Source organism: Paenibacillus sp. M-152, assembly GCF_003856555.1.
Taxonomy (GTDB): Bacteria; Bacillota; Bacilli; order Paenibacillales; family Paenibacillaceae; genus Paenibacillus; species Paenibacillus polymyxa_C.
The window spans coordinates 1,508,629-1,530,144 of the sequence record NZ_CP034141.1; the positions used below are offsets into that span (position 1 = coordinate 1,508,629).

Annotated in this window: 21 protein-coding genes and 2 tRNA genes; 14 read left to right on the forward strand and 9 right to left on the reverse strand. The window is 45.4% G+C overall.

All coding sequences use genetic code 11. The features are described 5' to 3' along the window. Positions 1 to 42 precede the first annotated feature (42 nt). From EGM68_RS06695 to EGM68_RS06710, 4 genes are all read right to left on the reverse strand, one after another. Positions 43 to 735 carry an ABC transporter permease gene (locus tag EGM68_RS06695; protein WP_025679849.1) on the reverse strand — a complete coding sequence of 231 codons (693 nt, stop codon included), beginning with the start codon at positions 733 to 735 and terminating at the stop codon, positions 43 to 45. Beyond that, positions 728 to 1,651: an ABC transporter ATP-binding protein gene (locus EGM68_RS06700; protein WP_129548883.1), complete on the reverse strand. Its 924-nt coding sequence runs from the start codon at positions 1,649 to 1,651 to the stop codon at positions 728 to 730. Before EGM68_RS06700 ends, EGM68_RS06695 begins: the two co-directional genes overlap by 8 nt. 102 nt (positions 1,652 to 1,753) lie before the next feature. After that, positions 1,754 to 2,698 carry a sensor histidine kinase gene (locus EGM68_RS06705; RefSeq protein WP_129548884.1) on the reverse strand — a complete coding sequence of 315 codons (945 nt, stop codon included), beginning with the start codon at positions 2,696 to 2,698 and terminating at the stop codon, positions 1,754 to 1,756. A 1-nt stretch (position 2,699) separates the two neighbouring features. Continuing rightward, positions 2,700 to 3,407 carry a response regulator transcription factor gene (locus EGM68_RS06710; RefSeq protein ID WP_058829151.1) on the reverse strand — a complete coding sequence of 236 codons (708 nt, stop codon included), beginning with the start codon at positions 3,405 to 3,407 and terminating at the stop codon, positions 2,700 to 2,702. A gap of 1,041 nt (positions 3,408 to 4,448) precedes the next feature. Between EGM68_RS06710 and EGM68_RS26000 the strand changes: the two genes are divergently transcribed. The 5 genes from EGM68_RS26000 (at position 4,449) to EGM68_RS06740 (ending at position 8,555) form a co-directional block, all read left to right on the forward strand. Further along, entirely contained in the window at positions 4,449 to 4,964 is a 516-nt protein-coding gene (locus EGM68_RS26000; protein ID WP_240664133.1) for a hypothetical protein, read from the forward strand. Positions 4,965 to 5,187: 223 nt separating this feature from the next. Then, positions 5,188 to 5,367, forward strand: coding sequence for a matrixin family metalloprotease (locus EGM68_RS26495; RefSeq protein WP_129548885.1), 180 nt, complete (start codon positions 5,188 to 5,190; stop codon positions 5,365 to 5,367). Between the two features lie 96 nt (positions 5,368 to 5,463). Further along, positions 5,464 to 5,688: a hypothetical protein gene (locus tag EGM68_RS06730; RefSeq protein WP_013369915.1), complete on the forward strand. Its 225-nt coding sequence runs from the start codon at positions 5,464 to 5,466 to the stop codon at positions 5,686 to 5,688. 478 nt (positions 5,689 to 6,166) lie between these two features. Continuing rightward, positions 6,167 to 6,670, forward strand: coding sequence for a DUF6933 domain-containing protein (locus EGM68_RS06735; RefSeq protein ID WP_013369916.1), 504 nt, complete (start codon positions 6,167 to 6,169; stop codon positions 6,668 to 6,670). Positions 6,671 to 6,923: 253 nt separating this feature from the next. After that, positions 6,924 to 8,555: a formate--tetrahydrofolate ligase gene (locus EGM68_RS06740; protein ID WP_129548886.1), complete on the forward strand. Its 1,632-nt coding sequence runs from the start codon at positions 6,924 to 6,926 to the stop codon at positions 8,553 to 8,555. Positions 8,556 to 8,587: 32 nt separating this feature from the next. On the opposite strand, the gene EGM68_RS06745 is transcribed toward EGM68_RS06740, so the two are convergent. Both EGM68_RS06745 and EGM68_RS06750 read right to left on the reverse strand, forming a co-directional pair. Then, entirely contained in the window at positions 8,588 to 10,309 is a 1,722-nt protein-coding gene (locus EGM68_RS06745) for a helix-turn-helix domain-containing protein (RefSeq protein WP_129548887.1), read from the reverse strand. A gap of 112 nt (positions 10,310 to 10,421) precedes the next feature. Next, on the reverse strand, positions 10,422 to 11,417 hold the full coding sequence (locus tag EGM68_RS06750) for an ABC transporter substrate-binding protein (protein WP_129548888.1): 996 nt from the start codon (positions 11,415 to 11,417) through the stop codon (positions 10,422 to 10,424). A gap of 234 nt (positions 11,418 to 11,651) precedes the next feature. Here EGM68_RS06750 and EGM68_RS06755 point away from each other — a divergent pair, with 234 nt between their 5' ends. The 6 genes from EGM68_RS06755 to EGM68_RS06780 all read left to right on the forward strand — a co-directional run bounded on the left by EGM68_RS06755 (position 11,652) and on the right by EGM68_RS06780 (position 18,464). Next, positions 11,652 to 12,284 carry a LysE family translocator gene (locus EGM68_RS06755; RefSeq protein ID WP_058712320.1) on the forward strand — a complete coding sequence of 211 codons (633 nt, stop codon included), beginning with the start codon at positions 11,652 to 11,654 and terminating at the stop codon, positions 12,282 to 12,284. A gap of 110 nt (positions 12,285 to 12,394) precedes the next feature. Further along, complete coding sequence (locus EGM68_RS06760; RefSeq protein WP_019686558.1) at positions 12,395 to 13,672, forward strand: outer membrane lipoprotein-sorting protein; 1,278 nt, start codon at positions 12,395 to 12,397, stop codon at positions 13,670 to 13,672. A 268-nt stretch (positions 13,673 to 13,940) separates the two neighbouring features. Next, a complete protein-coding gene (alr, locus tag EGM68_RS06765) occupies positions 13,941 to 15,137 on the forward strand; it encodes an alanine racemase (RefSeq protein WP_129548889.1) in 1,197 nt (398 codons plus the stop codon). A 293-nt stretch (positions 15,138 to 15,430) separates the two neighbouring features. Continuing rightward, complete coding sequence (locus tag EGM68_RS06770; RefSeq protein WP_129548890.1) at positions 15,431 to 15,712, forward strand: CopG family ribbon-helix-helix protein; 282 nt, start codon at positions 15,431 to 15,433, stop codon at positions 15,710 to 15,712. A gap of 6 nt (positions 15,713 to 15,718) precedes the next feature. Then, a complete protein-coding gene (locus EGM68_RS06775; protein ID WP_007429335.1) occupies positions 15,719 to 16,069 on the forward strand; it encodes a type II toxin-antitoxin system PemK/MazF family toxin in 351 nt (116 codons plus the stop codon). A gap of 178 nt (positions 16,070 to 16,247) precedes the next feature. After that, positions 16,248 to 18,464 carry a Tex family protein gene (locus tag EGM68_RS06780; RefSeq protein WP_206099045.1) on the forward strand — a complete coding sequence of 739 codons (2,217 nt, stop codon included), beginning with the start codon at positions 16,248 to 16,250 and terminating at the stop codon, positions 18,462 to 18,464. Positions 18,465 to 18,568: 104 nt separating this feature from the next. Here the strand turns inward: EGM68_RS06780 and cmpA are convergent, their stop codons facing one another. Further along, a complete protein-coding gene (cmpA, locus tag EGM68_RS06785; RefSeq protein ID WP_013369928.1) occupies positions 18,569 to 18,703 on the reverse strand; it encodes a cortex morphogenetic protein CmpA in 135 nt (44 codons plus the stop codon). Between the two features lie 143 nt (positions 18,704 to 18,846). On the opposite strand from cmpA, the gene EGM68_RS06790 reads away from it, so the two are divergent. The 3 genes from EGM68_RS06790 (at position 18,847) to EGM68_RS06800 (ending at position 19,569) form a co-directional block, all read left to right on the forward strand. After that, positions 18,847 to 19,359 carry a SprT family protein gene (locus EGM68_RS06790; RefSeq protein WP_013369929.1) on the forward strand — a complete coding sequence of 171 codons (513 nt, stop codon included), beginning with the start codon at positions 18,847 to 18,849 and terminating at the stop codon, positions 19,357 to 19,359. A gap of 44 nt (positions 19,360 to 19,403) precedes the next feature. Then, positions 19,404 to 19,479, forward strand: a tRNA-Asn gene (locus tag EGM68_RS06795). A 1-nt stretch (position 19,480) separates the two neighbouring features. Next, positions 19,481 to 19,569, forward strand: a tRNA-Ser gene (locus EGM68_RS06800). A gap of 122 nt (positions 19,570 to 19,691) precedes the next feature. Here the strand turns inward: EGM68_RS06800 and EGM68_RS06805 are convergent. Next, a complete protein-coding gene (locus tag EGM68_RS06805; protein WP_129548892.1) occupies positions 19,692 to 20,567 on the reverse strand; it encodes a Cof-type HAD-IIB family hydrolase in 876 nt (291 codons plus the stop codon). A 74-nt stretch (positions 20,568 to 20,641) separates the two neighbouring features. Continuing rightward, positions 20,642 to 21,403 carry a DeoR/GlpR family DNA-binding transcription regulator gene (locus tag EGM68_RS06810; RefSeq protein ID WP_040101868.1) on the reverse strand — a complete coding sequence of 254 codons (762 nt, stop codon included), beginning with the start codon at positions 21,401 to 21,403 and terminating at the stop codon, positions 20,642 to 20,644. Positions 21,404 to 21,516 lie beyond the last annotated feature (113 nt).

Genomic DNA, 21,516 nt, shown 5'->3' on the forward strand with positions numbered 1-21,516 from the left:
TTTCACCTTTTTATGAAAGCGTTCTATGTTTAATCCTTATTACTAGGCAATATCCTTATACTCAATGCGCCGAATTGCCGCATAAGCCACAAGCATTCCCAGCACAGAGAAGCTGATTTGCACGGGGGCAATGGAGCTAAGGGTAGCACCGTTATTATTGGAGAAAAGCAATGCTACAATCAGAATCGAGGTCACAATGGTCGTGGGTACAGAGTATCTTCGCATTCCCATATACAGCGGAACCAATCCCATAAAACTGGCGGCAACGGCATTGATTAGCGTGCGCGCTGATTGCTCGGCTAGTATGGAAAGAGTGAGCTTATCCGGTACAATTATGACAAACTGGTTGAGCAAATGGATCGCAGCCGTAATGATGATTTCCGAGATTACAATAGACAAGAATGTAAACAGCAGCACAATCAAGAGCTTGGCGATCATTAGCTTTTGACGATGAATCGGATACATGAACAAGATTGTAATCGATTTGGATTTAAATTCTCCTACGATAAAACGGCACAGTAGAACGGAGGCAAATACAATAAACGTTGCCCTCACCATATTGTCCATAAGATCGAGAAGCTGAGCGTACTGTGTAAATTCGGGTACTCCTTCATTTTGGCTGTCCAGTGCAATAGTACTGAGCAACCCTAGAATGCAAGCGTTGGCGATCAGCACTGAACGGATATAACCCACCAGATGAAGCTTTTTCATCTCCAACTGTATCAATTTAAGCATGGTGATCCCCTCCATGTAACAGACGTAAAAAGTAGTCTTCCAGCGTACTGCTCTTCTGATGAATGGAATCGACCTCTACATCATTTAAAATGAGCGTTTTCGTAATTTGCTTCTGCGGTACACTAGTATCGTAAATACGTATACTCTGTTCATTAAGCACCCTTATATTATTCAGACTCAGATGGTGGGAGAGGATGTAGGCTGCTTTTTTGCAATCGTTGGTCGTAAATTCGATATATTCCGTATTGGTATCCCGTACCTGTTCCATCGAAACTTCCTCAATCAGCCGTCCGTGATTAATCACGCCTATTGTATCCGCAATCTGCTCAATTTCCGCTAATAAATGACTGGACACGAGCAGCGTCATCCCATATTCCTTGCATAGCATATGGAATAACTGCCGAATTTCCTTGATTCCCACTGGGTCCAGACCGTTAATCGGTTCATCTAAAATGAGTAGCTCCGGCTTGGTCGCAATGGCTCGGGCAATCCCGAGACGCTGCTTCATTCCTAGTGAAAAGTCTTTTACCGGCTTGTCATCTGCATTCCGCAAGTTCACTAATTCCAGTGCATCCCGGACAGCCTGCTTATTATAATAGCCCATGTATTCACAATGAAGTTCGAGATTTTGCTGAGCAGTCAGCCTGTCATAAAAAATCGGATATTCAATAATCGAACCCATCCGTCCGAGCAGATGATAAGACTGTGGCGTTAGCTTTTCACCGAACAGTTCAATCTCGCCCGATGTTGGCTTGAGCAGGTTGGTAATCATTTTCATCACCGTCGTCTTGCCCGCTCCATTGGGACCGAGAAAGCCATAGGTTTCCCCCTTGCGCACATTCATACTGACCCCTGCTACAATTTCATTGCCCTTCATGGCTTTGGTCAGCTGATGTGTACGTAATATGTAAGTCATGGGTGTTCTCCCTTCGTGTGCTGTTGATAATTCAAGAATAAAGGGCGAAATGTTCATTTTTCTTTCGTAATCCTTACAAATTTATTAAGTTGAGCAGCTCGCTTAATAGTTGATCTTCTTCAAGGTAAAAGAGAAGACGGTCTGCTCATAAGGCTTGCTGGTCAATTGCATCTCTCCATTCATGCATTCAACCAGGCGCTTGGCAATCGTAAGACCCAGTCCACTGCCCTGTACCGCCTTATTACGGGAATCCTCAAGTGTGTACATGCGTTCAAAAACCTTATCCTGCTCCGGCTCCTGTATGCCTTTTCCACGATCCCACACCTCTATACGCACCGTATCCTGCTGTTCTGACAGCGTCAGGCCTAGCGTTCGACCCTCTGCCCCGTAGCGAATGGCATTCGAAATCAGATTGCTCAGCACCCGCCCAATGGCTCCTTCGTTCCCCAAGGTATGTATAGGATGCTCCGGGATATCAATATGTACCGTAAAACCCTGAGCCGTCAGCAGATCATAAAACTCCAAAATGCTGCGTCTGCATAGTTCTCCTATCTCCAGTCGGGTCAGTTGAATGTCAGTATCGTTAGCTTCCAGCTTCGCCAAACTAAAAAAACTTCCGATCATCTCAATTGCTTCGCTTGTCTTTTGATGAATTCTGGATAGCAGCTTTATACGTTCTTCTGGCGAAATATCTGGATCGTCATCCAGCATCTCGGCATATCCAAGCACAACGGTAAGCGGGGTCTTGAGATCGTGAGAAATATTTGAAATCATTTTTCGCATAGCGATTTGGCTTCGGTTGTAATCGGCTGATACCCTCAAATTTAAGTCTAGTAGCCGGTTGATTTCCGTCATGAGTCGCTGCAGTTCCACGTCACCTGTAACATATAGCAGCTTTTCCGCATGATTCACGGTCACGATCCGCTCAAGTAGGGTTCGGACATTCTTGATTTTACGCTTATGGGCTACACGTTCCCGCCAAAGCCATAGGATAACGACGGACATTATGAGGATGACAATCCATTCAAAAATAGTTTCGATGATCATATCAGCCATTCTCCCATTTGTAGCCGATGCCCCACAGCGTTTTAATATGGACAGGGTGAGAGGGATCTTCTTCAATTTTTTCACGTAGGCGGCGAATATGGACGTTAATCACATTCTCATCACCCATATAATCGTCTTTCCAAATAAACCCGTATAATTGAGCTTTCGTAAATACCCGGTTCGGATTGGATGCAAACAGCTTCAGAATATCGGATTCTTTGGCTGTTAGCTGAATTTCATTTCCATCGCGTATGACTGTAAAATGATCAAAATCAATGCGTAGATTTCCATAGGTCAAAACTTGTGCTTGCGGCTGTTCCTCCTGCTGTTGCAGACGGGCATATGTAGTCGATCTGCGGATTGCGGACTGAATACGAGCTGTCATCTCAAGCATTGAAAAAGGTTTGGCAACATAATCGTCTGCCCCGAAGCCTAGTCCAAGCGCTTTATCCACATCGCTGTCCTTAGCCGACATAATCAGAATCGGCACGGCGCTGCGGGTACGAATTTGCCGGATTACCTCCATACCGTCAACCTTCGGCATCATCAAATCCACGAGGATCAGATCGTAAGTATGACGTTCAAAGGCATTAAGCCCTTCTTCCCCGTCAGAGGCGGTGGTTAAATTGTAGCCCTCCTTGGTGAGTGCTTTAAGCAGCATTTCAGCAATAGATAGATCGTCTTCAATAAGTAAAATATGCTGTGGCATAGGTGTGGAACACCCCTAATTTTTAGATTAGCTCGTGTGGCGAACTGTATCTGAATTATATAGAGTGGTGGAGGGGATTTCCATAAAAAATATCCAACGAATTTGAATAGGGGAATTTTTGGAGGAGCGTTAAAGGCTGTTTGTTTCCAAGCTCTCCAACATGATGAAAAGTTGAAAAACCTAAAATAGTTATCCTGTGTCCATCATCTTGTTTGGAGGCTAGCTATATTTCTTGAAAAATCAGCTGTACCATGGTAAGCGTCCTACTTTTGTAACAATTTTATAAGAGATTGTTTTCTGCTTTGGATTGCTGATAGCTAAAGAGATTCTGAATAGCTTTACTTCTATTGAAACATTGGATCAAACCAATGCTTAATTGATGGTATTTAGCTAAGTCAATTATATGTAAACAGTTTCTTCCTGATACTTGGGATAGGGTTCGTAACACAATCTGCGTGGATCGCAGATAGCCTCTTTTATTAGGGCGTGTATGCAAAACCTATTTCATCCAAATCCTTATTTGAAATGAACGCCCACAAAAGGCATTTATTCCATTTGAGCAAGGTGTTATACTTGTTTCAGGAGGACCGTGCTGGTAACACGGCTCTCGGGCAGTCGCTTTAAATAAAGGCGGCGGCTTACAAGGTGGGCTTTATGGGGCAGACCGCATCCTTTGACCTGGGGCGGTCTGTTTCTCAAATTATAAACATTTACTTATACATATACGATTACATTTACGTATACGTAAATGTAACTTTTAAGCAAGCAAATAGACGGACGACTAAGACCGTTACCTTTTGAACGAGTATTGGAATTATTACTTATTATGAGACAGTCACCACGTCCAGTTAAGTCACCGTTAAATTTTCTTCGAAGAGCTATCCAAGAAGGTTGGAGTCCTGAAACAATGCCAGAAAAGGTTGATCGACACATGGAGTATGTGGAAGAGAATTATTATATTCGTAAGGGTTACACGATTGACCAAGCTCGGGAAATAGTCCAAAGGAATAGACGATAGCTTAGAATAGGAGAGTGTTAGGAATGGATATGAAGGATCAAATGAAAACGGAAAAAGAACAAAATGGACAAGCTACAAAAAAGGGCATGACGTTGGAAAACGTTTGGTTTGCTTCTAAGGAACACGGATTATACCCATATCATATCAATCACGATTTAAGACAGAGTGATTATTTTTATAATAAAAATTATACTCAATTTCACGAGCATGATTTTCAATCTATTGTGTTAAGAGTTTCAGAGGAACCAGAAGCATTTTACTTAACAGAAGATGATAAGAAATATTATTCCACGCAAGAACTTGAAGTGATAGAGAAAATCAGTAAAAAGGAACACGAATTATACCCATATCATATCAATCACGATTTAAGACAGAGTGATTATTTTTATAATAAAAATTATACTCAATTTCACGAGCATGATTTTCGATCTATTGTGTTAAGAGTTTCAGAGGAACCAAAAGCATTTTACTTAACAGAAGATGATAAGAAATATTATTCCACGCAAGAACTTGAAGTGATAGAGAAAATCAGTAAATAAAATGCTGTTTTTGTAAGGAGAAAAAACGTTAGGTTAAAATCGTATCCACCGCCCCCTTTTATACAATCTGCCGATCCGGCAGGGTACGAGAGGGCCTATGAAGACCTTCCTATGTAGGAAGGTCTTTCGGTTTTTTGCATGGTCCTATGCTTCTGCTAACTCGCAGCCCAATTCAATCAAGTTCTTGTTTTCAGAATCTTTCTGCTCAGTCCAATAATGTTAGTTGTTATTCTTCTCAGAAGCACAATCAGTAGCTGCTCATAAGCTAGGACATGTCTTAGGACTAGATGAAGACTTTAGTAAATGCTTGATGTATCCAACTACACCACAATGCTATGATAATTGGGGAATTTACACTCCACAGCCTAGCGAAGATGTGTTTGGTATTAATGAACTTTATTAATAAGGAACAGAATCAGAAGAAAATATTGTTATTACCCAATTAGGAATAAAAACAGACAATCCCTACCTTAAGCAAGGCGATGAACTCGTTTTATTTTTGAAAAAGGGACAAGATCCTAAAATTAATCCAATTTACTTTGTGGCTGGTGAATATCAAGGTAAATTTGACATTAAAAACGGAAACGTTTATGCGGTCAATCAGGCGTTAAAAGAACAAGCTAGTCTTAATAGTATTGACGCAGAAAACAATCCATATATTGATGGGCAAAAACTAAGTACATTTAAAGAAAATATTAAAAGTATAGTTAGTAGGCAAGAATAAAAAACTCTATTTAAACCGCAATACATTTGTGAATAATTAGAAAAGGCTTTGGCCTAAATTGTAAAAAGCTGACTTCTTACCCCGTGAAGTCAGCTTTTTAATACAGATTTTCTTATGATTTTGGCTTGAAGCAGTTAATCTGCTGACATGTGACCTAACTCTACTACATTCTTTTCTCAGTTAGAATTAACTATTCTTTTTTAGATAAAAGTGGAAACCTTGTAGAGGCAAGGCTTTCTCCAAAGTTACTATTAATATTCTCAACCTGAAGGCACTCAAGTAGATTTTTTTCTCCATCCCCAGCGTAAGATGTAATTAAGCTACTGGAAATTCACCGCCTTCCTATATCATACTGAAATAGTCTATAATCCGATGTTTGGAATACGGAGTTATAATATCCAGGGTATGCCTGATGTGAGAGACTAGGTATGCCAGATCACGAGCTACGGTACAGGACCGTCAATAAAGGAGAGCAATGATGTTTGTTATACGGGGAACAGAAAAACTGCTGAAGGAATGGGAGACTGAACCACTTCAAGTTGATATTTATCCGCCTTTGAATAGTTGGCATGCCAGATTGTTCTTACTAAATCGCAGAAAAAATATTGTGTTTATGCATGATATTTCCCGCTTAAGCGTCACGCTGTTTGGAATTAAAAAATCGCAGTACAAAAATCTGCCAGCTCTTTTTGTACAAACCTTGAAGGAATTAATGATCAGCGAAGGGTTTGATGAACAGATCGTTAAGGCATACATACAGGAAGGCGAGCAGATGCTGGCGACTACGACGAACAGACATAGTGTGATGGTAACCTTAGATGAGATTATATTTATTATGAAGGAACTGGATATGGAGCATGGATGCGAGCTGGAAAAGAATCAATGGAATAACCGAATTGTGTTCAAAACGGATCAATACAAGTACCCGATTGATGTTTTTAAGGAACTGCTAGAAAAGCATTATAAAGTAGAGAGTAGTTGAGCGTTTACATATGGATGGTTTGTAGTCCCAAGCTGTCCTGACTTTTAGAGGATTTATGCTGATTAGGACATGCCAAAAGAGTATCCTCAAAGTTCATGCGGGCAGGGGATGCCTTTTTTTATAACTCACAGGATAGCAATGCTTGCGATGAAATGAATCATAGCGCAATAAACGGTACACTTTGGTAGAATGAAATGATAAAGGGTTTGACACCATTGTTCAGACTTATAAAACGGGGGGTACATAACGAAGGATGAAGAGGATTATTGATGTTGCCAAAGAAGCAGGAATTGAAGAAGAGCATCTGGAGACGTATGGCAAATATAAAGCGAAGCTGAATCCATCTCTATGGGAGCAGTTAAAGGATCGCCCGAATGGAAAGCTGGTGCTGGTTACGGCGATGAATCCCACTCCGGCTGGAGAAGGAAAAACACTGACAACCATCGGGCTGGCACAGGCCCTAAATACGATGGGGCATAAAACCGTTGCTGCACTGCGTGAGCCGTCTCTTGGGCCTTGCTTTGGGATGAAAGGGGGAGCAACCGGGGGAGGACAGGCCCAGATTGTTCCGGCGGAAGACATTAATCTGCATTTTACAGGGGATATCCATGCCATTTCAGCTGCGCATAATTTGCTGTCAGCGATGATTGATAACCATTTGTTCCATGGAAATGCTTTGCGGCTGAAGCCAGACCGAATTGTGTGGAAACGGACTGTCGATATGAATGACCGGAGCTTGCGAAGTATTGTGACTGGATTGGGAACGGGGAATGGAGCGGTAAGAGAAAGCGGCTTTCTGATCACCTCGGCCTCCGAAGTCATGGCGGTACTATGCTTAAGTGAAAATATGGACGATCTTAAAGTACGGTTGGGTCGGATGGTAATTGGCTATAACGAAGCCGGTGAGGCGGTAACAGCAGAGGAGCTGCACGCGGTGGAAGCTATGGCTGTGCTGCTTCGGGAAGCATTAAAGCCTAATCTGGTGCAGACGTTGGAGGGCACTCCGGTTATTGTGCATGGTGGACCTTTTGCTAATATTGCCCATGGATGTAGCAGTCTGATGGGGACAAAGCTGGCGTTGAAGCTGGGAGAGGTCGTCGTCACAGAGGCGGGATTTGGGGCTGAGCTGGGAGCAGAAAAGTTCTTTGACATCAAGTGCCGCCAGTCCGGCTTGCAGCCGGATGCGGCTGTGCTGGTTGTAACCGCCAAAGCGCTGAAATATAACGGCGGTGTAGCTAAACATGAGCTGGATGCGGAAAATCTGGAGCAATTGCAACTCGGATTAGCCAATATGAGCCGACATGTACGGAATTTGCAAAAGTTTGGTGTGCCTGTACTGGTGGCGATTAACCATTTTGTAACAGACAGCGAAGCCGAGTTGGATTTGATTTTCTCGGAATGCCGCAAGCTGGGTGTACCCGCAGAGCTTTCACAAGTATGGGCGCACGGAAGCCAAGGGGGAGAAAAATTGGCCCAAAGCCTGCTGAACTTACTCCAGGAGGACAAAGCCCATTTTGCACCGCTATATGATCATACGCTTGATTTACAAGCGAAAATTAGTGTCATTGCCAAGGAGCTTTACGGTGCGGCAGAGGTGGCTTACACGCCTGCGGCCAAACGGGCGTTGGCGGGTATGGAGCAGCTTGGTTTTGGACAACTGCCTGTATGCATGGCCAAAACGCCGTATTCTTTCTCAGATCAACCTTCCTTGCTAGGTGCGCCAGAGGGGTTCACCATTCACGTGTCCAGCGTATCATTGTCTGCAGGCGCAGGCTTTGTAGTCGTGGAAACAGGTAATACCATGACGATGCCAGGACTGCCCAAATCTCCAGCAGCTGAGCATATGTCGCTGGAGGCAGATGGGAGTATTCAAGGACTCATGTAGCATTTTTTAGAAAAAATAGCAGCATTTCAGTATCAATGAACGAGCAGTTTGGGCAGTGCAGTGAGCAGCTTTTGCCGAGTCATGGCATCGCTCCAGTTCCAGCGGTCTGCTTCTACGAAATATACCCGGCCTTGACGTACAGCAGGGAGGCTGAGCCAGAGAGGGCTGTTGAGCATGCATTCCAGCGTATGCTTGGAGTCTGGTGCTGTAGGGACGAGCATAAAAATGCGGTCTCCGGCGTAAACAGGCAATTCATTCGGATCAATTTCTGCGAAGCCTAGTCCCTCGTCGAGCACCTTACGGATTGGCTCTGCGGGTTGGAAGCCGTGCGGGTGGTAGAGGGCTGATGAGAATCCGGACATGCCCATGACAAAGAGCCGATCGCCATGATCGAAAATAAAGACAGAGGCGGTTTCTCCGGCTGTGATATGCGCACTGAGTTGGTTCCACATTGCCAGATTACGAGCGGCAAAGGTAGCTAACCAGCGTTCGGCCTCTCGTTCCTTACCGAGCCAGGCGCCAAGTGTACGCAGCCGTTCCTCCAGGGCGGCAAAGGAGTTAAAGGTGACGGTGGGCGCGATGCTTGCAACGCGCTCATATTCCTGTTCATCCGAGTTGGCAATGATAATCAGATCAGGATCAAGAGCGCTGGTCAAGTGGGTATCTAGCGGAAGTCCTACATCAGTCACGTTCCCAAGACGATGTTTATAGACGCTGTATTCACTAAGCCGCAGACTTCCGCCGATGGCTTTGGCTCCTAACGCGAGCAGATCGCCCATCGTTTCTCCATGATAGATGATACGGCTCGCTTGGCGCGGGATATGAATTTGGTGGCCTGTCCAATCCTTAACGCACACAGAACCGGGAGCGGAAAGCGCATATTGACCAGGGGGAACCCCGGTCATTTGCCTAAAACGACGATTAAAATAATATTCGTCAGAGAAACCCACCTGACGGGCAATTTCACGTAAAGGCCGTTTGCATTCCAGCAGCAGCCGCTTGGCATGAGTCAAGCGTAGCTCAGTGAGGTAATGCAGCGGCTTTTTGCCCGTTATTTTGCGAAACAACTGGGAGTATTGCCATATGGAAACGTTCGCCTGTTCGGCAAGCTGCTTGACGGTAATGGGCTTTTCGTAGTGCTTTTCCATATATGTAAGGGTGCTTTCCACCGATGCAGGCAATGTCGGATTAAAGCCCTCGTTATGCTTAATAGGGACGTGGGCTTCCTGCCACAGCAAGAGCAGCTCTTGAAACATGATTTGCTGACGCAATGCAGAGGTTTGGCTATGCGGCTGTATTGTTTGTTGGGTGCTATAAAATAACTCTTCAGCCAACTGAATAGGCTTGGAGGAAGAGGAAACGACGTATTCACGCGGTTCTGGCAGGACGGAGCCAAGATATATGGATGGCATGCCCGTTGCGTTTTCAGCCAAGGTCATGTCTGATTGTGTCTCCAACGACATAGCAATGACCTTGAACGTGATTTTGTAGTATTCAGGTACAGTTCCCTCCAAGGGAGCGATGCGATAGGATTCCCCAGGAGTTAACCAATACCCATGACCTGAATGGAATACATATTGTTCTTGGCCAATATCCACCCTTCCAGCCCCGCCGATGAACATAAGCAGACAGTGATCTGAACTTGGACGAGATGTTAGTCCATCACTGGACTCACTAGCCAACACAATTTCCTTAAAATGAAAAAGCAGTGAGTTGGGCGGGGGTGCATTTACAGACGAAGAAGGCTGATTCACGGTGTAATACTCCTTTTATTGAGAATGGTTATCATATATGCATAATAAGTATACCTCCTTTAGGTTCAACAAAAAAGAAGCCTATCAACAAGGGCGATAGGCTTCTCCAATCTTATTTTATGAGCTTGGGCAATTCCTCCAGCAGCCATTCTCGAGTAGAAGCATCACTTTCGGTTTTGCCAATGTCCTGCATGTACACATGTCCCTGCTTGACAGCAGGGAGCTGAAGCCACAGCTTGCTTTTCATTAATTGTTCGGTGGATTGCTGGGCTTCTGAACTTGGAGTGCTTAGTATGAAAATCCGATCTCCAGCGTATTGTCCGATTACTTCCTGTGATAATTGCACGAATCCTTTGTCCTCATCCAGTGCTTTCTGAATAAGGGGAGTAGGCTTGAGACCATTTTTTTCATACAGTATTTGCGACAAGCCTGTCCGTGCCATGACGAACAAACGGTCACCGGGATAGTAGGTAAAGACCGAAGCTGTTTCACCCGGTTTTACACCTTTCGCCTGAAGTTTGCTCCACATCTCTGCCTCCTTGATTTTATATTGGACAAGCCAGTCTTCCGCAGTCTTTTTCTTGTTCACAATGTCTCCGAGATGTACCAAACGCTCATTCAGCGGAGCGAAGGTATCGAACATAATTGTAGGTGCAATTTTTGATAACGCTGCGTATTGTTTTTCGTCTGTATCGGCGGTGATGATTAGGTCTGGTTGTAGAGCCAATGTTTTTTCTAAATCAATGGGAAATCCTAGGTCCGATACATTCTGAACTTTTTTTTCATATATCTTTCCCTCGATCATAGAAGTCGATGTACCAACAGCCTGTACGCCTAAAACCAATAGATCCCCATAGTTTTCTCCGAAGTAAGCAATGCGCCCAGGAGTCGTGGGAATGTCTACTGTATGTCCCTTATAGTCTGTGTAGGCGCGAGTTGTGGCTGCTTCCGATGTTTTTGTTGATGCTGCTGTGTTGCTGTTTGCAGTCTGATTGTTGTCTGATGCGCCGCACCCCAGCAGCAATGCCCCCATAAGAGAGAATAGATAGATCAGAGAAGTGTATTGTCGAGTAGGTTTTTTGTTAATCGTAGAATTCTTGTTGATCATAGCAACCTCCGTATAATAGAATGATTCATAATATTGCAAATGAGAATTATTATCACAAAAGCAATGATAAGCGCTGAACCTTCAATACTCAATGGACAAACTTGGTCAATGCATCCGATTTTGTACAAAATAAGTCTCATGTGTTACTAGCTCATTTTATTCTTCAAATTTTATTGATTTGTCATTTTTTATGGTATAGAATAACGCTTTTATACATTTGAAAGGGGTTTTGAAATGGCATTGTTTATTACATATGTTTTACTAGGTTTCTCAATAGCATTACCTGTAGGTACCATCACGGTTGAAATGACGAAGCAAGGGCTAAAGAATGGATTCATGCATGGATGGATTGTTGGGCTTGGGGGGATGACCATCGATTTGTTATTAATCATTGGTTTATATTTTGGTCTGGCCTCTGTTCTGTCCTTACCTGTTGTACAGGTGATCATGTGGCTGGTTGGAGCCATATTTTTGTGCTACGTAGGGTACGACAGCATTAAAAATGCGGATCATGATATTGCGCTAGAAGGAGAGAAAAAGACAAAGTCATTATTTTCTTCCTATAAAAATGGGCTGCTTGTAGCTGTTTCACCAGGGAATTTAGTGTTCTGGGTAAGTGTTTTTGGGACTGTGCTGGCAAGTTCGTTTGATCGGTCAAATACAAGTCAATTTTTGATTGTTGGTTTAGGTATTTTGTTTGGTATTCTTGTCCATGATTTAGGCTTAATGACCCTCGTAGCAACAACACGAAAAGCCATGAACCGAACTGCCATCAAGTGGGTTACGATCTGTGCCGGCGTAGTTTTGATTGGTTTTTCGGTTTATTTCCTATATGAATTTATGGTTAGTCTCCAAAAGATTTTATAGCATTACACAAGGATACGCTCAAGCTTGTCATGCCAGTCTGCATAAATCGAACAAGTCCTTCATAGACATGTACTAATTCATTTAAAACATGTGCTGAAGGGGTTGATGACATGCGCCGGATTTCATGGATGCTTGCCATGGTCATGTGTGTAACGTTGCTGCTGGCCGGGTGCGGCAAGAAGAGCGCAGACGATGTGGTTAAAGATTTGAGTGACGTGGTGAGCGACCTGAACAGCTACCACGGTACAGCTTTGATGACGCTGCATACCGGCGACACGCCGCAGGAATACAAGGTCGATATTTCCTACCGCAAGCCGTCCTATTACCGCATTGCCATGACGAACGAGAAAAAGGATGTTACACAAATTGTGCTTCGTAATGATGAGGGTGTATTTGTACTGACCCCTAGCCTGAACAAGAGTTTCCGTTTCAAAAGCGACTGGCCAAACAATCAGGGTCAGGTATATTTATATGAAACGCTGGTTCGCAGCATTATCGGTGATGCCTCCCGTCAGCTGGCTACCGATGATAAATCCTATGTGTTTGATGTGGCCGCGAACTACAACAGCCATGCGCTGGTAAGGCAAAAGATTTGGCTATCCAAAAATAACTATGCCCCTACTCAGGTACAGGTATCTGATGCGAATGCCAAGGTGGTTGTCGATCTGAAATTCGATCAATTCGCTTTTGATACGAAGTTTGACAAAGATTCCTTTGATATGGAACGGAATATGGCTTCCGGAAAAACGAGTGCTGGTAGCGAGGGACCGCCATCTTCAGGGGCAGTCGATTCCAGCGGTCTGCCCGATTCTTCCGGTACGTTAGAAGGGACGACTGGCGTGACATCCAGTGGATCTGGACAAGAGCAGGGAACCGTAGGAAACGATGTTCAGCAACCGTCTGGTGAAGCGAAGAGCGACGGAGCTGTCACAGGCGATACGTCCAAGCCGGAAGCAGCAGCTAACGCAGAGGCGCAGCAACAAACACCGAGCACAGCGGATGGTGCAACCGGAACCTCAGCAGGAACGGATGCCGCAGAAGCTGTATTGGGTGAATTCGGCTTGATTGAACCGTCCTACACGCCAGCCGGAGTACAGATTAAGGATACGCCGGAGCTGGAGGATAATGGTACACATGCAGTGATGTTGCGGTATAGCGGAACGTATAACTATACCATTGTGGAGGCGCGTCCAAAAGATCGGGCGGTCGCACTTTCCGCAGGCGAACTGGTTGATATTGGAGGGAGCTTTGCCGTTCTGACAGGAAGCGAACAACAGACGATGACCTGGATGAATGATGGAATAGAATTCAGAATCACCAGTGCTGACCTGCCTGTGAGCGAAATGATACAAATTGCCGCTTCTATACAGGATCAATCGGGTAAATAAAATTTTATAGACGGATGCAGACGGTCTAGAGTGTAAAAAGCTCTGCTGCCGCCCGTATCCGTCTTTTGTTCATTCGCAGTCTAAGATGTGCATCGCTTGTATATCCTGTTCTATTGTAAAGATGGTAGAGGAGGCTGGCAAAGTCCCCCTGCCATTGACAGCCACGTCTCTGAACATTACCATTAACCTTTGGAAGCAAGGATTTTGCTACACTCCAAATGGTAAAAGGTTACGTTACAGGCTAACAATTGAAGAAGGTGACTGGATTTTGCAAGCACAATACAGATCGACCCGGGCCGAAATCAACCTGGATCACCTTGGCGCCAACTATGAAGCCTTTCGCAAGGCATTGCCTGCGGATAAGCTGATGCTGGTCTGTGTCAAGGCTAATGCCTACGGACATGGCGCCGTAGAAATTTCAAAGGAAATGGAACGCCTTGGTGCAGATTATTTGAGCGTCGCTTTTCTGGATGAGGCTCTTGAGCTTCGTCATGCGGGGGTTGGACTGCCGATCCTAGTACTCGGCTATACCCCACCTGAAGCTGTCCAAACGGCTTGGGAGCATGATATCTCATTGACTGTGTTTAGTGAGGAAGTGCTGGAGGGTATCCGCAGACTGGATCGCCAAGGAAGCGAACGCAAGTTGAAGGTGCACATCAAAATAGACAGCGGCATGGGAAGACTCGGTTTGCTGCCTGGAGAAGCGGCTTTGGCTTTTGTCCAGCAGGCTCACAAATTAGAGCAAGTGCTGCTGGAAGGCATGTACACCCATTTTGCCCGCGCGGATGAAGAAGATAAAAGCTATACACTGCTACAATATGATCGGTTTCGGGGCGTGGCGGATGCGCTAAGGGAACAAGGTATTACTATTCCCATTATACATACGGGCAACAGCGCGGCCACCATTGATACCCCTTCCCTTTCCCCCAATATGGTGCGGATTGGCATCAGTATATACGGTTTGTATCCGTCTGATGAGGTTAACCGGCAAGTCATTGAACTGTTGCCTGTATTGTCATTAAAGACGGCGGTGGTTTATACCAAGACGCTTCCTCCTGGATGGGGAGTTAGTTATGGTACCCGGTATGTGACCTCTAGTGAAGAGCGGATCGGCACACTGCCAATCGGTTATGCGGATGGATATTCTCGCATGCTAAGTGGGAAAGTTGAAGTGTTGATACGCGGTCGTCGCGTCCCTGTACTCGGTACGATCTGCATGGACCAGTGTATGGTATCCTTACAATCTTTCGCAGAGGATGCGGAAGAAATCCAAACCGGCGAAGAGGTTGTTCTCATCGGCCAGCAGTCCGGCGAAATCATTGCGGCGGATGAGCTGGCATCCAAGCTTGGTACGATCCACTATGAGGTGATCTGCATGATCGCAGACAGGGTACCGCGTGTTTACATGCGAGATCATGTTCCTGTCGTTCGGGTGAACTCGCTTCTTCCAACCCACTGGAATTAATTTCATAACGCAAATTACCGGATAAAAGCAGGAGTTTTCGTAGAACGTCCCGAAATATGTACAAAGGAAAGAAAAGAGCGCTATAACTGTCAAAAGACGCATTAGGCTCCGCTGACACTTGTATTTCGGGGATCAAACGCCTGTACGAAAACGAACTGCGTAGTTTATAATGGAATGCAGCATAGATGATATACGAATATCATATACATTCTCTTATATTCCGTTTGAATAAATTACCGGGAATAACGTTATAATGGTACAATGGCGACAAGGTTTTGGGGGTGGAAGAGAAGTTGGCCAATTTGCAGAACACCAAAAGAATAATGATCAGTTTGCCAGATCATCTCTTGAAGGAAGTGGACGGGATCGTAGCTATGGAAAATTCCAACCGCAGTGAATTTATCAGGCAGGCAATGAAGCTTTATGTAGGTGAACGTAAAAAACGTTACATTCGTGAAGCTATGCAGCGTGGATACATGGAAATGGCTAAAATTAACCTGACCATGGCATCCGAAGCCTTTCACGCGGAGGAAGATGCAAACAGCACCTTGGGCCGTACAGTTAGCGGGGTGTAATCCATATTGATCGTAAAGCGCGGCGACGTTTTTTTTGCAGACCTTTCACCCGTAGTCGGTTCCGAGCAAGGTGGCGTCAGACCTGTGCTGATCATTCAAAATGATATCGGCAACCGGTTTAGCCCTACCGTGATCGTAGCAGCCATCACTGCACAGATTCAGAAGGCAAAGCTGCCTACACACGTGGAAATCGACGCGGCGACGCATGGCTTTGATCGTGATTCTGTTGTTCTTCTGGAGCAAATCCGGACAATCGACAAGCAAAGGCTTACCGACAAAATCACCCATTTGGATGAAGAAACCATGCGCAAAGTGAGCGACTCGCTACAGATCAGTCTCGGTTTGATTGATTTTTAGTATGATGGAACGACGAGTGAAACGGGAAAGGACAGCGCTCTAGCGCTGTCCTTTTGCATGTCCGAAGAACAATACAGGTAGGGCTTGCTTTTACGTCACCTGCTGGCGCTTTGAATCATTTTTTGTGATAATAAAAGACATGATGTATGACAAGAGCTGTGAGGAAGAAGGGATAGGTTTGTCTAACGAGGAAATGAAGACGGAAATTGGGCAGGAGCCGAACGAAGCAGAACGCCAAGAACGGATTGTCAAACAAGTGGCGAGAGAGCTGTCGCTGGCACTCAAGCAAATCCGGACAACGATCAGTTTATTGGATGAAGGAAATACCATTCCTTTTATCGCGCGTTATCGTAAGGAAATGACAGGGGAGCTGGATGAAAATCAGCTGCGTGAAATTGAAGATCGTGTGCTGTATTTACGTAATCTGGAGGATCGTAAGGTAGAGGTCATCCGCATTATTGATGAACAGGGCAAGCTGACTGAAGAGCTGCAGGCTGCTATCACTTCTGCGGCTAAGCTTCAGGAAGTGGAGGATCTGTACCGTCCATATCGGCAAAAGCGCAAGACTCGCGCCAGTGTGGCAAAGGAACGGGGGTTGGAGCCGCTGTCCATCTGGATTTGGGGTCAGCCGAAGCAGGGTGATGCTTTGAAAGAAGCTGAATCCTATGTGAATGCTGAGCTGGGAGTCGAAACCCCTGAGTCTGCCATCCAAGGAGCCATGGATATTTTGGCCGAAAATATAGCTGATGATGCGGCTATTCGCCAATGGGTGCGCCGATATACACTGGATCATGGAATGTTGACCTCTGAAGCAAAGGACACCGAGCAAGAGTCTGTGTATGAAAATTACTACAGCTATCGTGAGCTGGCTAAGAAAATGCCACCTCACCGTATTCTGGCGATTAATCGCGGGGAGCGGGAAGGCATTCTTAAGGTTGGCTTGGAGGTAGCGCCAGATTCCATTTACAATTATGTGGCAGGTCAAGTGATTAAAGGATCGTCTGTGGTGGAAGACCTGCTGCGCAGTGTCATTGAGGATGCATACAAAAGGCTTATCGCGCCATCTATCGAACGTGAAGTGCGTGCTGAAATGACAGAGAAGGGCGAGCAGCAGGCCATCTCTATCTTTGCAGGCAATTTGCGCAGCCTGTTGCTACAGGCTCCGATTAAGGGGCGTCGTGTGCTTGGAGTCGATCCAGCCTATCGGACAGGCTGCAAGCTGGCTGTTGTCGATGACACAGGCAAGCTGCTGGAAGTGGCTGTGACGTATCCGACACCGCCAAACAACAAGAAACGTGAGGCTGCAGAAACGTTCAAGCAGCTGATTGCCAAATACGATATCGAGTTGATTGTCATTGGTAACGGAACTGCATCACGTGAGACAGAGCAATTCGTAGCCGAAGTTATCGCGGATATTGGTGACAGCAGCCTCGCGTATCTGATCGTCAATGAGGCAGGTGCGAGCGTATACTCTGCCTCCAAGTTGGCACAGGAAGAATTCCCTGATTTGGACGTAGCTGAGCGAAGTGCGGCGTCTATTGCGCGTCGTGTGCAGGACCCGCTGGCTGAGCTTGTCAAAATTGAGCCGAAAGCCATTGGTGTAGGCCAATACCAGCATGATGTGTCGCAGAAACATCTGGATGAAAGTTTGAAGGACGTTGTAGAATCGGCTGTTAACCACGTTGGTGTGGATGTGAACACAGCTTCCTCGGCGCTGCTGTCCTACGTAGCAGGGATCAACGCGACCATTGCTAAAAACATCGTTAAGTACCGTGAGGAAAACGGTAAATTCAGCAACCGTCGTCAGTTGCAGAAGGTGCCGCGTCTTGGTGCAAAAACCTACGAGCAATCCATTGGTTTTATCCGTATACCAGGTGGCGAAAATCCACTGGATCGCACGCCGATCCACCCTGAATCGTATGCTGTCGTAGACCGCCTGCTGGCGGAACTGGGCATCAGTGCCCATGATCTGGGTTCGAAAGCTGCGACAGAAGCGCTGAATGTGTCTAATATTGAGCAGTTGGCAGCGAAGCTGGAAGTTGGTGTGCCAACATTGCGGGATATTTTGGACAGCCTCCAGCGGCCGGGGCGTGACCCGCGTGACGAGCTGCCATTGCCTGTATTCCGCAAGGACGTGTTGAAGATCGAGGATCTGGCACCGGGTATGGAACTTCAAGGAACTGTCCGCAATGTCATTGATTTTGGTGCGTTTGTTGATATCGGTATTAAAAGTGACGGTCTGGTTCATATTTCACAGCTGCGCAGTGGTTTTGTTAAGCATCCGATGGATGTTGTATCTGTTGGTGATAACGTAACGGTGTGGGTGTTGAATGTTGATTTGAAAAAAGGCAGGGTAGGTCTGACCATGAAACCTCCCGCAGATGCACAGGCATAGTGCTATAAATAAAGCTATATGACATTTTGTGAGGGTATAAAAAAAGCCGGAATCTCCGAATCATATCGGAGACTCCGGTTTTCCATTTCTGGATGTTTCTGATTCTATCCGTTGTTGGCATCAAATTCTATACCAGGTGCTTTATGATAAAAAAACCAACAATCATTCAACAGTCTAATTTGGCGTCGGTCCTTCTTGTAAAAGGCCCGCATGAGCTGGTTACTAAGCCATTGAGGCAAGCCGATCTCCTCCTCTGCGTTACATCTGTATGTTTAGCATATGGGGTGGATACCTAAAGTGTGCTTAATGAACCAGGGTTAGACTTCGGCCGTTATTTTATAATATGCTTGTCAGTATGGAGCAAAGGAGGGAAACCATAAAGATGGAGTCCGAGTCTCTGAGCAATTCAATGAACCCTTCCATGAGTAATAAAGAACTTCAAGAATGGGTAGAGCGCATCTCGCTGGAGAGCTTTGGCGTGCCGTTTCAGCATCAAGCCACCTTTAACTCGCGCCTGTCTTCTACAGGCGGTCGATATTTTATGAAAAGTCATCATATTGAAATTAATCCACATCAACTCGCCGCTTATGGACGCTCTGAAGTGGAAAAAATAATAAAGCATGAGCTGTGCCATTATCATCTACATCTGCGCGGAATGGGCTATCAGCATCGTGATGCTGATTTCAAAGCATGGCTGGCCCGTGTAGGAGGGAGCAGGCATTGTCAGACTCTGCCGGGAAGAGTGGGAAGAAAACCTCAGCCTTATCGTTACAAGCTGGTGTGTGTTTCCTGTCAACAGGAGTATATGCGCAAGCGTAAAATGAACCCACAGCGATATCGCTGTGGAAAATGTGGAGGTAAACTTCGCTTGTTGACACTTGACGTAACCCCCTGATTCATGGTAAATTAACCATACTGTATGATAATTTACAGTAATGTTCCCTGATAGCTCAGTTGGTAGAGCACTCGACTGTTAATCGAGTTGTCACAGGTTCGAGTCCTGTTCGGGGAGCCATGGAGAGATACCCAAGTGGCTATAAGGGGACCCTCTGCTAAGGGGTTAGACTGCGTAAGCGGTGCGAGGGTTCGAATCCCTCTCTCTCCGTTGGTATTTTAAGTAGAATAAGGACGCTCGTATGCATGGTAACAATGCATGCGAGCGTCCTTTTCGTTTAGATCTGCTTTTGTATAGATCTGCTTTTTAAGTAACGTAGCAGCCAATCCCTTCTATTTCACAGTGTCAGCCTTGATGGTTTTGAGTAAGTTCAACAGAGCATGAGCAACGCCGTCTTCCACATTGGTCAGGGTAACGTCGGAGCAGACTGCCTTTATATCGTCTTTTGCATTGCCCATGGCGATACCTCTCCCAGCCATCGTCAGCATGGAAATATCGTTATAGTTGTCTCCGATCGCTACCGCTTCCTGCATGGGGATGCTCAGATGATTCGCGAGATAGCGCAATGCATTACCCTTAGACGCATCCTTATGCTCGACTTCAAAGTTACGATCTGAGGAAATGACCATGTTCAGACCTTGAAAATCTCGGTAACGTTCACGCCCCCATTCCAATTTGGCTTGATCAAAGGAGAAACAGAGCACATTATATATCTCTACATCCAGTGGAATCTGCTCATATGAAGCGATGCGGGTATGCCCGGTCTGTTCATATTGCTTTTCAGCTGCATGTAATAAAGTATCCAGTGAAATATCTGGATTGGCGCTCAGCAAGCGGTCCATTTCAACAGCAAGTAGCTGATGTCCCTTTTGTGGAGAATAAATGGCCCGGTCTGTCATGACCTCATAGTAGAAGTCGTTACCCTCGAGCCAGCTCAGCACTTCAAATGTTTCGCTCCGGCCCATAGGAGTAGAGGTTAACTGGCGACGATGCGCATCGTGTACAGTGGCGCCGTTTGCTCCAATGACGGGAGTAACCAGCTCTGCTTCCTCTAACTTTGTCCAGGCGTCATAAGCGGCTCTGCCAGTGGCAATCGTCACTTGAACACCTTGCTGCTGTGCCTTGCGGATTGCCTCTGCGTTGGCTTTGCTTATTTTTCCTTCCTCGTTCAGTAGCGTTCCATCCATATCAATCGCAAACAGTTTCATTTCTCTCCAGCTCCTGTCTTTTGATCTCTCTGTTATACAAATATCGCGTCTAGTTAGAGCAATTGGCTTCAAATTTATGAGGGGACAACCACTTCGATATCATGGTGTTGCAAAATTTCCAGCATCGCTGATTCTGGCAAGCGATCGGTGATCACGATATTAACCTCAGACAAATCAGCAAAACGATATGGGAAATTGATTCCGAATTTCGAATGGTCCGCAAGGATGATCACCTGATCCGCCTGTTTCATCATCTGATGCTTCAGCATACCGTCTTCTTCATGAATCAGGCTTAGTCCGTGAGCTGATATACCTCCAATCCCGATAAAAGCTTTGTCTACAAAATAGTGAGACAAAGTGGCGATTACGGACGAGCCGTATACATATCGGTGCTCTTTTTGCAGGCGGCCTCCCAACAGATGAATGGAGACACCGTCTTTTCCAGATAGTACGTCAGCCTGATTAATTGAATTGGTGATAACCGAACATTCCTGCACATTCAGTCTTTCTGCGCACGCCTGTACGGTGGTCGAGGAATCCAATATAATACGATCCCTATTTCGTACCATGCTGGCAGCCAGTTGTCCGATCACTTGTTTCTCCTCTGATACAGTAAGTAGTCTTTCGTTATAATTTCCAATTGGATCGTGATGCAGTTTAGGGAGTAGGGCGCCGCCGCGGGTGCGAATAATTTTTTGATGCTCTTCAAGTTTTACCAGGTCTCGACGAGCCGTATCCCGTGAAACATTAAAAATTTCACAAATATCATCCACCGAAATACGCTTGTGAAGCTGTAAGTAATCAACGATTTTTAACATTCGTTCTTCCTGATACATAGAAAGCTCCTCTGATATATAATCATTTCGGTATCTCGTAAGTGATTATAAGTAAATGTAAGTGATATTGCAATCATTTATCATGATTTTTCAGGGGTTAGATGATTATAGAT

Bases quoted from the DNA above. Each gene is read 5' to 3' on its own strand.
- EGM68_RS06695 (WP_025679849.1), bottom strand. From the start codon at position 735: ATGCTTAAATTGATACAGTTGGAGATGAAAAAGCTTCATCTGGTGGGT.
- EGM68_RS06700 (WP_129548883.1), bottom strand. From the start codon at position 1,651: ATGACTTACATATTACGTACACATCAGCTGACCAAAGCCATGAAGGGC.
- EGM68_RS06705 (WP_129548884.1), bottom strand. From the start codon at position 2,698: ATGATCATCGAAACTATTTTTGAATGGATTGTCATCCTCATAATGTCC.
- EGM68_RS06710 (WP_058829151.1), bottom strand. From the start codon at position 3,407: ATGCCACAGCATATTTTACTTATTGAAGACGATCTATCTATTGCTGAA.
- EGM68_RS26000 (WP_240664133.1), top strand. From the start codon at position 4,449: ATGGATATGAAGGATCAAATGAAAACGGAAAAAGAACAAAATGGACAA.
- EGM68_RS06735 (WP_013369916.1), top strand. From the start codon at position 6,167: ATGTTTGTTATACGGGGAACAGAAAAACTGCTGAAGGAATGGGAGACT.
- EGM68_RS06740 (WP_129548886.1), top strand. From the start codon at position 6,924: ATGAAGAGGATTATTGATGTTGCCAAAGAAGCAGGAATTGAAGAAGAG.
- EGM68_RS06750 (WP_129548888.1), bottom strand. From the start codon at position 11,417: ATGATCAACAAGAATTCTACGATTAACAAAAAACCTACTCGACAATAC.
- EGM68_RS06755 (WP_058712320.1), top strand. From the start codon at position 11,652: ATGGCATTGTTTATTACATATGTTTTACTAGGTTTCTCAATAGCATTA.
- EGM68_RS06760 (WP_019686558.1), top strand. From the start codon at position 12,395: ATGCGCCGGATTTCATGGATGCTTGCCATGGTCATGTGTGTAACGTTG.
- EGM68_RS06790 (WP_013369929.1), top strand. From the start codon at position 18,847: ATGGAGTCCGAGTCTCTGAGCAATTCAATGAACCCTTCCATGAGTAAT.
- EGM68_RS06805 (WP_129548892.1), bottom strand. From the start codon at position 20,567: ATGAAACTGTTTGCGATTGATATGGATGGAACGCTACTGAACGAGGAA.
- EGM68_RS06810 (WP_040101868.1), bottom strand. From the start codon at position 21,403: ATGTATCAGGAAGAACGAATGTTAAAAATCGTTGATTACTTACAGCTT.